Origin of the sequence: Microcoleus sp. MON2_D5 (genome assembly GCF_036701905.1) — a bacterium.
In the GTDB taxonomy this organism is placed as follows: Bacteria; Cyanobacteriota; Cyanobacteriia; order Cyanobacteriales; family Microcoleaceae; genus Microcoleus.
Genome location: NZ_JAUBRM010000127.1, coordinates 1 through 13,212 on the forward strand (window position 1 = coordinate 1; position 13,212 = coordinate 13,212).

Genomic DNA, 13,212 nt, shown 5'->3' on the forward strand with positions numbered 1-13,212 from the left:
ACTCCAAGATGCCGCTATCCTGTGGTCAAAAAGGGTAAAGGTAGGTTCCAAAACTGGTCAAAATCGATTAGTTAACCGGATCAGCTCTCTCTAAATTCACCATAACTTCTACTCAGCTAAGGCTGAGTAAATTTGTGCTTAGTCTAAACTCCAATGAGCCTGGTTTTGGTTCGTATGTGGCTAATGCTGCGCTAAGTTTTTGGATTTCTTGCCATAGCTCTACTATCAAGGCTTCTTTTGCCTCGTTCGATAGTTGCTTTAAGTCGGGGAGTTTTTCCATTCCTTTATCTAATGTCTATCTCGTCTTCTTGTCAAGGGGGTTGAGCAATTACGATGATCGTATAGGATGAACGTCCCCCCCTGTTGTGTCGATCGCAGCCTCCACGAGTTCGGTTCATCAACACCTCGCAACAGGGTTAACCAGACCCCGATTCCATCAGCCATTTCACAACTGGTGAGCGTGCTGGTGGTAGCTGGGTTTTGTTCGCCATCATAAACGGAGTAAGTAACCCGGATTGGGTATTATAGATTTTTGCGCTAGTTGCAAGAAAATATGGACGTATTTGCGATTTATAAAACCACTTTGGACTTAATTTGGGCTTAATTTTTGTTTAAGTCCCGCTAGAAGTACGATCGCCCCTGGGCCTCTATTCCAAAAACAGAATAACAAAATCCCCGACTTCTTTAAGAAGTCGGGGATTTAACCGCGATCGCATTTTAGGTTAGGCGTTTCGCCTGTTTTTACGCCAACACTGGCACGGGTTGCGGCCAACGACCCATGACTTTACCAATCACCGCCAATTCTTCCATCAACTTGTCGAACTGATCCGGTGTTAAAGATTGCGGCCCGTCAGACAAAGCTTTTTTCGGATTCGGGTGCACTTCAATCATCAGCGAATCAGTACCAGAGGCGATCGAAGCAAAGGCCATTGAAGGTACAAACTGCGCCCAACCGGTGCCGTGACTGGGGTCAACCATAATCGGTAAGTGGGTCAGGGTTCGCAATACTGGTACTGCCGACAAATCTAGCGTATTCCGCGTATATTGCCTGTCATACCCGCGAATTCCGCGCTCGCACAAAATCACGTTCGGATTGCCAGAAGCCATGATATACTCAGCAGCCATCAACCATTCTTCAATGGTGGCGGAGATGCCGCGCTTCAGCAAAACGGGTTTATCTTGAGCTCCGACTTTCTTCAAGAGTGAGAAATTCTGCATATTTCTCGCCCCGACTTGGATCACGTCGGCTACTTCCACGATCGCACTTAAATCGGCCGCATCCATAACTTCCGTGATAATTCCCAAACCGCTAGCTTCCCGCGCCGCAGCTAGCAATCCCAAAGCACTCTCGCCGTGGCCTTGGAAAGCGTAGGGGGAAGTCCTCGGTTTGTATGCGCCACCGCGCAGAAAATGAGCACCAGCAGCTTTGACGCGCATTGCCGTTTCGACAATCATTTCTTCGTTTTCGACCGAGCAAGGGCCTGCTACGATCGCGATCGGGTGATGCAAGCCGATCGTCACAGTTCCTAAAGGAGTAGCAACCGCTACTTCGCTGGCTTCTCCTTGGCGGTACTCCAGAGAAGCGCGTTTGTAGGGTTTTTCCACGCGCAGCACTTCTTCAATCCAGGTGCTCATTTCCCGCAGTTGCAGAGGTTCCAGCTCAGCGGTTTCGCCTACCAAACCCATAACAACTTTGTAACGGCCGACTATTTTTTCTGGTATCAAACCCCAGTTAGTGCGGAGTTCTTCGTCTAGTCGATCGATCTCGGCTTCTGGAGTGCCGGCTTTCATTACAATAATCATATTTTTTTTGCCTTTTTAGTTGGGCTAGAAACGGATGATGACTCTGATGCACTGAGAAAAATAGATGCAATGGCGATCGAGAATCTATTTATATCAGTATTATTAGCATTGTTGTGGGGCGGGTTCTTGTTCCCTCCCCAAATACAAACTCGCTAATGGTTAACAGCTTACTTTTTAGCTAATGACTCATGACTAATGACTAACTTTTTGGCTTCGCGGCGCGCCACGCTTCTCGCATCCGTCCAAAATTGGTATTAAATTCTTCCCACCCCAGAGTGCTTCCTGAAATTTCTTCATCCCAGGAAGCCGAGAGGACTCCGTAGCTTAATCCCAGAACGCCTAGACCAAAACAGCCCATGCTTACCAGCAATACTGCTGTGTTGGGCAAATCAAACAAGCCCTTGCTGACTACGAAATAACTCACAAAAAATGTGGAAATTCCCAATAGGGTAGGTACGCCGCAGAATACCGCTATGCGGGATATCATGCGTTGGCTGACTACTTCCGGGATGGATTGCGACTGTTTTCGAGTTTTGTTAGCGTTGGGCTGCTTGTCGGCAGAATCCAACTCTAAGGCTACGCTTGGTTGGGGTTCTGGGGGCTTTTTAGGCGTTTTTTTACGATTGGTTGCCGGTTCAAAGGGCAAGCGCTTGCGGGGTGGTTCGGAGGACATATTTTATCTCTAACCTGAAATCTCGAACATTTTTCAATAACTCTTGGTGTTTGTCCAAGATTAAAGAATATTGTCGCAAATTTTGGCTGTGGTGTTTAGCCGCGAATGCCTAGACGGGCAATCAATGCTTTGTAGCGATCGGCATTTTGCTTTTGGATGTATGCCAGCAGGCGCTTGCGGCGGCTGATCATCATCATCAAACCGCGCCGGGAGGCGAAGTCTTTTTGGTTGATTTTCAGGTGGGCGCTGAGTTTTGTGATGCGATCGGTCAGCATGGCGACTTGGACATCTGCTGAGCCGGTATCGGTTTCATGGGTTTGGAAGTCGCCCATGATTTCTTGTTTGCGCTGTTGTGTAAGAGCCATGAATTGATTTTAGTTTTTTTTGTACGATTGTCACAATCTCCTATGTTATCACAGGGGAAGCATAACAACGATAAAATTTTTGCCAGGGATGGGTTTGTTGGCCCGGCGGAATTTTGGTTTTTATTCCCGGTTTCGGGCTCGGGTAGGGGATTATCGGCTCAAATAAGCGATCGCCTCACGTATCCAATCATCGGCATTCGCTTTGGCGGACAAAGTGCTGTCTTGACTGAGGGTTTGCAGCGCTTGCAAGACTTCAGCCGCAGTGTATCCCATCGCCAGCAGGATCATCTCGACTTCTTCTTGAATAGCTGGGGGGACTCCGGCGGCGACTGAAGTCGTCAAACCTGCTTGCTGTCGCCATTCCGAGAGTTTGCTTTTGAGTTCGAGGGCGAGACGTTCTGCGGTTTTTGTTCCCACGCCCGGAGTTTTGGCGAGGATGCGGGTGTTACCGCCGACGATCGCCTGGACTAAATCTTGTAATCCTAAAGTATCGAGAAGTGCGATCGCCAGTTGAGCACCCACACCGCTGACGCTCGTCAACTGCCGAAACAAATCGCGTTCTGCCGCGCTGCCAAAACCGTACAATACGATTTGGTCTTCCTTAACTTGCTGGTGGGTAAAAATTTGGGCGACTTCGCCGGATGCTGGCAATTGACCGGTCACGCGGGGCAAAATTTGGATTTCATAGCCGATTTGATTGACTTCGAGAGTCAATATGACGCGGTTGCTGCCTTTGGCGATATCGGCGACTGTGCCTTTGAGATAGCTAATCATAGAGTTAATAATACACCGCTATTGGCTTTCATCAAAATCGGCGATGATGTTGCGGATGGAGTTGAGGCTGATGTCTGTGCGATTCCCTTCGGGATAGCTTCGCTTCACGGATTTTGAGTATATCGTTCACAAAAGTACGATCGACGGCTATTCAACTCGATCGATCATGCGATCGTCTAAAATCTCAAATCTAAAATCGATCGATTCTCTCCCACACTTCCGAGATTCATCTGGTTGTTCCGGCTTTGGCTTGCGGCAACGATCTTCTGAGACTGGCTTTTACTTCTGCAACTAAAGTATCGTCGGGGTCTTCTTCAGCTTCATCTGTAGGTTTCTGAAAAAGGAGGATGATTCGCACGCGGCTGGGAGTTTCTGCGCTTAAAGGTCGATCGAGAATTAATTGACCTTTTTCGTAGATCGTTGCTGTGACTTGCCAGGCTTTTATTTGTTTTCCCGTGAGGTTTTTTAAATTAATACTAAGCTATCACGCTGAGCGAGCGCTTTTGTAATTTTTTAATTCAAAATAAGATGCTGTTTAACCAAAGACAAATCCGTCTTACCAAAATTCACAACCAAAGCTACATTGAAATTTTCCAACGATTTGACAAACCACATAATTTCATTAGAAGCTTTACCTTCATAGTGATTAAACAAAATAGAAAATCGCTTTTCCAACTCTGGTTTGACCTTGCCCGAAAGCAGTACAAGTTTTAGCAGTAAACCCATTGTTCTGCTGGCACCGAGGTTGTACACCAAGTCGTAAAAAACGTAGTGGCTGGGATGTTGGGAATTTTCCACTACTAAGAAGTTGAACAACTGGTGGCAAGTCCGAACTAACAATGAATTATTGAATTTCACCGAGTCATGTTCTCGCAGTGTATTTTTGATTTGTTTGTACAAACGGTCATTAAATTGACGCCCCCCGTATTCGGGTTCGATAGACGCTATTAAATATTCATATAAATCCACTTTAAATGAGGCGTAAGATGGAGTTTGTCTGGAATCTCTCAGGAAAAATTGAGCCGCTTCTTTGTAGCTGCGATCGCCGGCTACTTTTCCGGCAAATTCCCTGACCGCTAAGTGCAGTTCTGCATCGTTCAAAAGTGTGGGATTAGGCGCTCGCTGCACAATTCCTATTTCTGTATTCCTCGGCTCAACCAAATAATTTAAATATTGAGACAAGTGTGTTTCAAACTGTTGCTGTCTTTGAAATGCCAGTTTTTGAATGGTTTGTTGGTCTTCCTCAATGCTGCCCTTGCTCAGTAGAGAATAGCCGTACAAATAAGGATACCGACATATCAATTCGCCTAAAGGAGAATCAGTATCTTGTTGCTGCGCTTCCGCCTCTCTATCTAGGGCTTTTACTAAGCGCTCTAGGGTCTGAAATTCTTCACTTTTAGTAAAGAAAGCTATTTGTTCTTGCAAGCGCTTGACTATGTAAAATTCCGTCCCGAATCTGGGAGAACTCTGCTTAAATAAAGCTACTAAATTTGCGATCGCGAACTGGTTGTGTGATTGCAATTGCCAGCGGTTGATGGGGATGTAGCAGCAGCGGTGTAGGATATATTTAAAGTGCTGATCCAATCGCTTGACGGAGACTATACTGTACAAAGTTGCTTCAATCTCTCGATCGGGATAGCCCATGCCGTCGATAAATAGCTTTCGGAACCGCTCGATCACCTGTGCGGGGGATTCTGTTTCCACGCAGGAGACGATGTGATCGTACAATATCTGTTCGTTGCTGCCAGTTGGAACACTATCTGAGGGCGGGGTGAGGATGCGGCTGTCTGCATCTGTGTCTACGCTGATGTCTGCAACTTGTGCGCCAACCACTGTCGGTTGTTCCCCACAAGTTCGATCGGGATTCAAGAACCAATAGTGTTCTTGGCTTAATTGTTTGTTCGCAGCCCAATCCAAAGCTGACTGCAAACTTTCCCCTGTCAATAACAGCGATTCATCTTCGCGGTCTGAAGCCAGCCATGCTGCTAGCGCGGAGTGGTAGGGAGCCAATTTTCCCAGCTCTTTTTCTACCCAGAATTGATTAAAAACAGACTGATAAATTAGGTTGGAAACTATTAATTTACCGTGAGATTTAACAACCAGTCCTGACAGTTGCAATTCGAGTTTTTCGGGAGAGTATTCTGCTGGTAGTCCCTGCGATTCCCCCGGTTTTGTTGCCTTGACAGGTTGCAAAGCTTGCTGGTACACGGTTAACAGCCGCGTGAGGTCGCAGTGGCTATGGAAAATGCGATCGCGTATGGGTATCAAATGTTGGGGTTCGTCTTCTTCTTCCCAATTTTTAATAATTCTGTGTTTGATTAGTTTTTCAACCTGCTGAGCTTCGGAATTTCTGCCAATAAAAGGCCCGTATTCAAGTACCAAGTGGCAAAGTTTGTGAGTGAGAAACGGTTGACCGCCCGTCCAAGCTAATATTTCTTGGAGCACTTTTTGGGGGCGAAAAGCTTTCAGGGCTAATCCTTTTGCTAGCGGCAAACTTTCGTGCAGTTGGAATCGACTTAAATGAATCTGCCGTCCAATATTAAAAGGGTTGCATCTTGGATCTCGGATCAATTCTGAGGGGGCTGCTACTCCCATAACAGCAAAAGTCAGGCGATTGTATTCCGGTTGCTCTGCCCGCTTGGAGTAACAAGCCCGGATCAAGGCAAAAAAATCGCTGGTACTGAAACTTAGGCTGCTGATGCTGTCAATGTCATCTATGAAAATTACGAGATTTTGCTGAACTGACTTGAGCAAAACTTTTTCGATAAATATCTCCAATCGCTGCACCGGCGATAGCAGTTCGCGATCGTTCCACCACTTGATGGCATCAAACCTGTTTGTGATGTGTAAACTGCTTGCCATGCGGTACATGATTCCTGCGTACCACTTTTGGGGAGAGATATCAGGGCTGCTGATGCTTCTCAAGTTGATGGCGGCAAAAACTGTACCTTCGGCTTGCAACCTTTTGGCCGTTTGCACTAGCAGGCTGGACTTGCCCATTTGTGGCGAACTCAACACGTAGCAGAAGTCTCCGGCTTTGAGTCCTTCGTAGAGCTCGCTGTCTGCCGATCGCCTGACATAGGTGGGCGCACCGGCAGGCAAATATCCTCCGACTTGATAGTGGTACGTTGAGTTGACTTCTGCTGTCATCTGGGAATTCATCAAGATTTTACGCCCCTATGCTGTGCGATCGAAAGGTTACAAAGTGGAATTATTGCCAGCTTACTATGGTGGAAAATTTTTGTTCCTCTTTCTCTATTGTCTACTAGCTCAGCTTTCTCCGTGTCAATCTTTACCGTATCTTTGCAAGCGTTCGCCCCAAATCATACGATCGGCCCAATCGTAGCCCGCCACTTAATTTTTTACACTCGTTCACATAATTGATGAATTTTCACTCGATCGGATTGAGAAGGCTAAAACGCCCTTTTTTTCACATTTTTTTACAATAATACTTTAAATATCACCCGGTGGTATGATGTTGGCAGGGAAACTCATAACCACAGCGCCGTCTACCTTCTGCCCTCAGCTACGCCTGCCGGATGCCAGAGATAAACGCGCTCGCAATGGCTGCCAATAAAAAACCCCAGCGTTTTGCTGAGGACTGCTTGAGTGGGAGATATCGTTAATCTGCGTTTTTTTAGTTGACTTAGATTGCATGGAATTCCATGCTGCTGACTTTCCCCGGGCTTTCGCGTTCGGGGATTCCTAAAGAACAAACTTTTCAGGATGCATCCACAAAAAGTTTAATTCTTAAAGGCTTTGTCAGTACCAGGCTAACCACTTACTCAACTATAAAAGTTAAGTCGGTGGCTAATTGTAGAAGATGCGCCCTGATGGCTTAACTACCCGATGGATTAGCACCCTGATGGCATAACTCCCTGATGGATCGACGCCCTGATGGCTTTCGCTCCACTACCCAAAAAATTCGGGTTGATGGATGATCGTGGACGTTAGTAACACGTCACTTCCGGCGTTTCCGATCGCAAGCGGGTGTGCCTGTCTGAATTGATTATGGCAGGCAGATTTATCAGAAGACAAGTGGGCTATTGCATCAACCCATTTCTGACAGATCGGGTTAGCCAAAAAGTGTCAATCTACGGAAATCAGGGTCATCGAACATGAAAAACAGCATCTTAGTATTAGGGGTAATTGCCTCGGCTGGCTTCGGCTTTTTCCAGGCAGGCAGCGCCAGCGCTTCAGCGATCGCCCCACAACATTCATCAGCCAGCAGTTTGACGGCTTGGGAGAGTCGTCCCGACTTTAACTACACTGGAACGAATGAGGATGGGGAGGCAGAAGAGGTAAAAACGGGTAAAGGCTAGGAAATAATTGGCGCTCTTGTGTGGTTTGCTCTTGTGCGGTTGTGGTTGTGGTTGTGGTGGCATTTGTTGTCGCAACCGCCTCTGATCGAGGCGGTTAAAACTCGATCCCAATATCAGTCTACCTAATCCCGGGGGTAGGGGTCAGTTTCAGAGAACGGGGAATGGGAAAATAAACAGGTAAGGCGAGTCTGTCGGTGGAGTTTCCCCGCCTATCAACTTCCTTACCTTCTGATGTTCGGGATTTGGATCTGGCACAATCGTATTTCATCTCGTAAAAACCCAATGGAAAATACTCTCGAAACTACCCGCAGACAGCGCGTATTGACAAGAACCCAGGAACGGCGTCAGGCAACACCCAAAGAAAAACAGTTGATTCACCTGCTGGCCAATATGGCTTGCAGTTTGATTAAATACGACTACAAACACGCAGCCGGGAAGGGCACTCTCCCGCCTTCGGAACGCAAGCGTTTAGCGGAATGGCACTACCTGCGAGTTCAGCAAATTCGCCGGATCGAACGCTCATTGGAGCCCGTAGCGACCCTTAAGCGCGTGTACTACAAGAGCATCCTCAGTCCGAGAGATCTGAAGTCTTTGAAACTTCTGTGGCTGGAGGAGGACAAAAACCGCGTCAAACGGGTCGATCCTGACTTGGACGACATCCTCAGCGAAGCTTTGGATAGGGGAGATACTTTAAAACAGCTATTTCACTCGATCGAAGCCAAAGAACGCACCTTTTCTGCAACTCCTAGCCCCGGCGCCGTGCCGCTTTGGGTCAAAGAGTGGGAAGACTCGGAATATGACATAAACTTTTTTCCGCCTTCCTTCCCTGCATGGGTTTCGATCGTGGACGACTAGGTTCAAGAAAAACTCTTTGACATGGCATCGATCGTAAAATTCAGATGGTAGACTTATTTGCTATTGCTGCCATTGGCGAAGAGGGTGGGGGCGATAGGCTAAACCAGGCGGCGTTGCGCGCAGGCATCCGAGTAGAGAGAAGTGAATCGGAGTCAGTACCATTGTACAATGGGGGAAAACCAGGGCTTCAGCTAATCGCTGATAGCTGATAGCTGATAGCTGATAGTTTCTCATGACTGACTCGATTTCTACTTCTCCTCTAGACTCGGCGGCCGATACAGCCGAACTCCGCTCTCAGTTGAGGTCGGGTTCGGAAAAAACTCAACTGCAACTGCTGCAACAACAAATAGCAGATTCCGGTTGGGATGTATTGATGGAATTTTTATTAGAGCGCAAGTCAGATGCACCGACTGCGGTAATGGGTAAAGCTTACCAAATTCTTTACAGTGCTAATTCTCCGAGAGCGACGGAGTTTTTGCAAGCGAATTTTCCGACTGGGCTTGTGCCGCTGCGATCGGACTCTAACATTGATTACACTCCGCTGCAACAATTATTGGCGTTACAGGAATTTCAAGAAGCCGATCGCTTGACTTTAGACAAGCTTTGTGAGTTGGCGGGTGATACAGCTCCCGTGAGAAAGTGGCTGTATTTTACGCAAGTTGAGAGTTTGCCGGTGGTGGATTTGCAAACAATTAATACGCTGTGGAAAGTTCATTCCGAAGGCAAATTTGGCTTTTCGGTGCAGCGGGAAATTTGGCTGAGTTCGGGCAAGAATTGGGATAAATTGTGGCCGCTAATTGGCTGGAAAAAGGGGAATAATTGGACGCGCTACCCGCAAGAGTTTATCTGGGATTTGAGCGCGCCGAGAGGGCATTTGCCGCTGTCAAATCAGTTGCGAGGAGTGCAGCCGTTTGCGGCTTTGATGGCTCATCCGGCTTGGTTGAAGTGAATGGTTTTGGGGCTTTTGGGGAAGGTGGGGCGGCTGGATGGCCGGCCCTGCTATTGTTTTTGGGGAATTGGGATTTTGATTTTTGAGGCGCAGAAATTCACAGAAATTCACAGGCGGGACGCTTGTTCCACTTTTGGCATAGAGGGAGAAGGGCGATCGCACTTCTAGGAATGTTGGGAAATTTTGTATAATTGATATTTGAATTAATTAGCGAGAGGGCTGGGAGTCATGGTAGGCATCGGAACCAAACTCACTTTAGCAGAATTTCTAGCTTTGCCCGACGGAGATATATATTGTGAGTTTGTAGATGGTGAAACTGTTCCGAAAGTGTCTCCAAAATTTTTTCATTCCAGTTTACAGGGAGCTTTGTGTCGCCTGATTCGTGTATGGTGTAAAGGAAGCGGGCGAGTGCTTCCAGAATGGGCAATTTTGTTAAAACGTCAGGATAAAGATTGGGTACCTGTTCCCGATTTAACGTACATTTCTTATGAACGTCTACCGAAAAGTTGGCGGCAAGATGAAACTTGTCCTGCAATTCCGGAACTGGTGATTGAGATTATCTCTCCTGGTCAAACGATGCAGGAATTTGAAGAGAAGGCAAAAGATTATTTGGCGGCGGGCGTTCCGCGAGTTTGGGTCATTGATCCAGAGGCTATTTTAATTAGAAGTTTTTTGACCGATGGTTTGAGTCAAGTTTATACGGATAATACAGTAATTGTAGATGAGTTGCTGCCTGGTTTGGAGTTGACGACTAGACAGATTTTTGAAGAAGCGGAATTGATTGATTAATTGAGGGCGATCGTACTCTGTGCAAGATATCAGTCATAGGGTGGGTGACAGCGGGAAAACTTTAACTCGCGGCGGTGGGACTATTGATTGTCACGCACCGCACGCGGGCAAAGCATTGAATAATACGCTGTCACCGGAAACGAGCTCACTTACACTTCGAGACGGATTTTGACTGTTGTGCCAAAAGCTTTTCTGAAGGCTGATTCAACATCGGGAAGTTTTTGAATTGCCATTAGCAAAAGTGGTGTTGACGAAACTTTAATCCGGGCTTCGCCATCATGGAGAGCAATCAGTTTTCCGTGCTGTCGCATCAGTTCTTTAGTGGTGCGTGCTGATATGTGAAGCAGCACTGTTTTCCATGTCAGACCTAGCATACTTTGAATTGCTTCTTCCATTTGGCTGAGTGGATCTATTTTCTGAGGCATTAGAGGTAGTTCTAGTTGAATGGGGAAGTTCGGTGATTGTCGATTATTGAGACTTGTCATAATGACAGTTTCCTCTGTGGCTTGACTTTTTAAGCATGACAGCTAGGAATCTCATATATTGGTAGTGAGACAAATCTCATTTTTATGAGAAACGCCTAATATGGATGCCAAAACAGTCAGAAACATTTTCGAGAAACTACCTTCCAAGCGCAAACAGGTACTCCTGAGAGTGTTAGCGGGTGAGAGTAAGGCAAAAATTGCCCTTGACATTTGTGATGGGAGCGAAGATGCAGTACAGCAGAATTTAAGACAGCTTTATAAGGACTTTCAGCTTCGAGATGAAAGAGAACGCAAACTACCAGGGTTAATTGCTCTGTTTGCCAATTTCAAGGCTGTCGGCATAGAAAACTGGGAAGAAATGGTTGATAAAAACCCAACTCAGGCTTCATACATGGAGTTTGCGGTCTATAAACACGATGACTGGGTAGGTCGGGAGACACTAATTGAGGAATTGACCAAGAAGGTGCGCGGGTCTTGTCGCGTTTTACTTCTAGTTGGCCTTACAGGAATCGGTAAAACTGCTTTGGCTGAACGTGTCGTAGAAGAATTGCGAGGAGATTGGAGGGAACACAGGGAAAATTTTGAAGATGAGAAAAAAGTTTCAGATTTTGCCAGCGTTGCGCTGCAATGGCTGGAGAAGTGGGGCGAATCTGTCCCAAAGGACGATCGCAAACCAGAGCAGCTATTGCGACTGTTAGTCAAACATTTGTGCGAAAATCGGTGTTTAATACTCATGGATTCTATGGAGTATTTATTAACAGAAAATAACGAAGACGAGTGGGGTGATTTTGCTGATGAGTGGTGGGGTAAGTTTTTTGTAAGTTTCTTGGCAGAATCAGATTGTCAAAGTCGATTTATTCTTACGTCTCAGGATTTCCCGAGTAAGTTTGAGAAAGCAGAGTGCGATCGCTACGAAAATCTCTGGCATTGCCAACTCTTGAGAGGATTAGAAAGAAGTGAGCAAATAGCGTTATTCCAAAAAGCTGAACTAGATGGCGATATACAATCACCACATAATCCCCTGGGAGTAATTGGGGAAGTTTATGATGGGCATCCTTTAGCCTTGCGGACAATTGCCGGAGAAATTAAGGGTTCTTATGGTGGGAAAGTTAGAGCTTACTGGAAAGATAACAGTCGTTACATTGAAGAGGTAAAAGAGGCTATTGACGAAGCTCGTAACCAAGGAATAGTTAAAGGCGATGAGGATAGATGGCAGTTAGCATCATACACGAAAGTCTTGCGAAGAAAAGTTAAGGAACGGATTGATAAAACATTTGAACGGTTAAAAAATGATGTTTATGATGCCTATCTTTTGCTTTGCACTGCCTCAATATATCGCTGCGACGTAAAAGAAAAGTGGTGGCTGATTAATTTAGAAGACGAGGGTTACAGTGAGAAGCAGCAACAGGATGCAATGCAAACTCTGCGCGATCGGTATTTAGTTGAAGATGGAGGAATTGACGATGAAGATAATAGGCTGGTGGGACAACATAATTTGATTCGCAGTGTGGCGATCGCTCACAGATTAATCCTTCCATAAAAATGAAAAAATCGGAGAAACTTACTATGCAAAATAACCGGCTCCCATCTGGTGAGTTGATTGTGGAAAAGTTAGGTATCAATCCTCATGATCTCCCGGCCCAATTTCCAACTCGCGAGCAGCGGCTTCAGTACAGAGCAGTTGTACAGTGGCTAACTGATTATAAACCGAAGTCAGATGCTTCCAATCTTGAGAAAGTCCGGGGATATTTGGAAGCGTTTTACCATCTTTGTGAAGTCGAAGACTGGAAAAGAGCTAGTGAAATCCTTTTTACTTCTTTAGATAAACAAACACATCAAAATTTACACAATCAATTGGGTAATTGGGGATACTATTTACAACAGATTGAAGTTTATAGCCGGATTTTACATAAGTTAAACGGTATAAAAAATTTTAGTTTTTTAAATGGTCTGGGCAATGCGTATCAAGCTTTAGGAAACTATGAAAGAGCGATGGAATACAATCAGCAAGCCTTGAGTATTGCACTGGAAACTCAAGACCGCCATCTAGAAGGCATAGTTTTGGTAAGTCTCGGAAATACTTATTTATCTCAAAGAAAGTTTTCCAAAACAATGAATTGCTATAGCAATCCTATATGAATTGTGAAAAGGCATCAAATCTTTTCAAGTTAGGAAAATTGAAAAGATTATATTTAGC

13 protein-coding genes are annotated in these 13,212 nt (G+C 45.8%); 6 read left to right on the forward strand and 7 right to left on the reverse strand.

All coding sequences use genetic code 11. The features are described 5' to 3' along the window. Positions 1–741 precede the first annotated feature (741 nt). The 6 genes from aroF to QUA47_RS28070 all read right to left on the reverse strand — a co-directional run bounded on the left by aroF (position 742) and on the right by QUA47_RS28070 (position 6,765). Positions 742–1,803, reverse strand: coding sequence for a 3-deoxy-7-phosphoheptulonate synthase (aroF, locus tag QUA47_RS28045; protein WP_190661930.1), 1,062 nt, complete (start codon positions 1,801–1,803; stop codon positions 742–744). Positions 1,804–2,002: 199 nt separating this feature from the next. Then, entirely contained in the window at positions 2,003–2,476 is a 474-nt protein-coding gene (locus tag QUA47_RS28050) for a PAM68 family protein (RefSeq protein WP_333433192.1), read from the reverse strand. Between the two features lie 95 nt (positions 2,477–2,571). Beyond that, entirely contained in the window at positions 2,572–2,841 is a 270-nt protein-coding gene (gene rpsO, locus QUA47_RS28055) for a 30S ribosomal protein S15 (RefSeq protein ID WP_015174482.1), read from the reverse strand. 150 nt (positions 2,842–2,991) lie between these two features. Beyond that, positions 2,992–3,615: a Holliday junction branch migration protein RuvA gene (gene ruvA, locus QUA47_RS28060; RefSeq protein ID WP_190661926.1), complete on the reverse strand. Its 624-nt coding sequence runs from the start codon at positions 3,613–3,615 to the stop codon at positions 2,992–2,994. Between the two features lie 226 nt (positions 3,616–3,841). Then, a complete protein-coding gene (locus tag QUA47_RS31105; protein ID WP_445302553.1) occupies positions 3,842–4,090 on the reverse strand; it encodes a type II toxin-antitoxin system RelN family antitoxin in 249 nt (82 codons plus the stop codon). 38 nt (positions 4,091–4,128) lie between these two features. Continuing rightward, on the reverse strand, positions 4,129–6,765 hold the full coding sequence (locus tag QUA47_RS28070; protein WP_333433194.1) for an AAA-like domain-containing protein: 2,637 nt from the start codon (positions 6,763–6,765) through the stop codon (positions 4,129–4,131). A gap of 968 nt (positions 6,766–7,733) precedes the next feature. On the opposite strand from QUA47_RS28070, the gene QUA47_RS28075 reads away from it, so the two are divergent. From QUA47_RS28075 to QUA47_RS28090, 4 genes are all read left to right on the forward strand, one after another. Then, positions 7,734–7,937: a hypothetical protein gene (locus tag QUA47_RS28075; RefSeq protein ID WP_333433195.1), complete on the forward strand. Its 204-nt coding sequence runs from the start codon at positions 7,734–7,736 to the stop codon at positions 7,935–7,937. A 282-nt stretch (positions 7,938–8,219) separates the two neighbouring features. Continuing rightward, positions 8,220–8,792, forward strand: a complete 573-nt coding sequence (locus QUA47_RS28080; protein WP_333404296.1) for a hypothetical protein — start codon at positions 8,220–8,222, stop codon at positions 8,790–8,792. 232 nt (positions 8,793–9,024) lie between these two features. Then, positions 9,025–9,741: a GUN4 N-terminal ARM-like repeat domain-containing protein gene (locus QUA47_RS28085; RefSeq protein ID WP_333433196.1), complete on the forward strand. Its 717-nt coding sequence runs from the start codon at positions 9,025–9,027 to the stop codon at positions 9,739–9,741. 228 nt (positions 9,742–9,969) lie between these two features. Further along, a complete protein-coding gene (locus QUA47_RS28090; RefSeq protein ID WP_333433197.1) occupies positions 9,970–10,530 on the forward strand; it encodes a Uma2 family endonuclease in 561 nt (186 codons plus the stop codon). Between the two features lie 149 nt (positions 10,531–10,679). Here the strand turns inward: QUA47_RS28090 and QUA47_RS28095 are convergent, their stop codons facing one another. Beyond that, complete coding sequence (locus QUA47_RS28095) at positions 10,680–11,015, reverse strand: hypothetical protein (protein WP_333433198.1); 336 nt, start codon at positions 11,013–11,015, stop codon at positions 10,680–10,682. 100 nt (positions 11,016–11,115) lie between these two features. Between QUA47_RS28095 and QUA47_RS28100 the strand changes: the two genes are divergently transcribed. Together QUA47_RS28100 and QUA47_RS28105 are read left to right on the forward strand one after the other, a co-directional pair. Beyond that, entirely contained in the window at positions 11,116–12,555 is a 1,440-nt protein-coding gene (locus QUA47_RS28100) for an ATP-binding protein (protein WP_333433199.1), read from the forward strand. Between the two features lie 26 nt (positions 12,556–12,581). Further along, complete coding sequence (locus QUA47_RS28105) at positions 12,582–13,154, forward strand: tetratricopeptide repeat protein (protein WP_333433200.1); 573 nt, start codon at positions 12,582–12,584, stop codon at positions 13,152–13,154. The last annotated feature ends 58 nt before the right edge of the window (positions 13,155–13,212 follow it).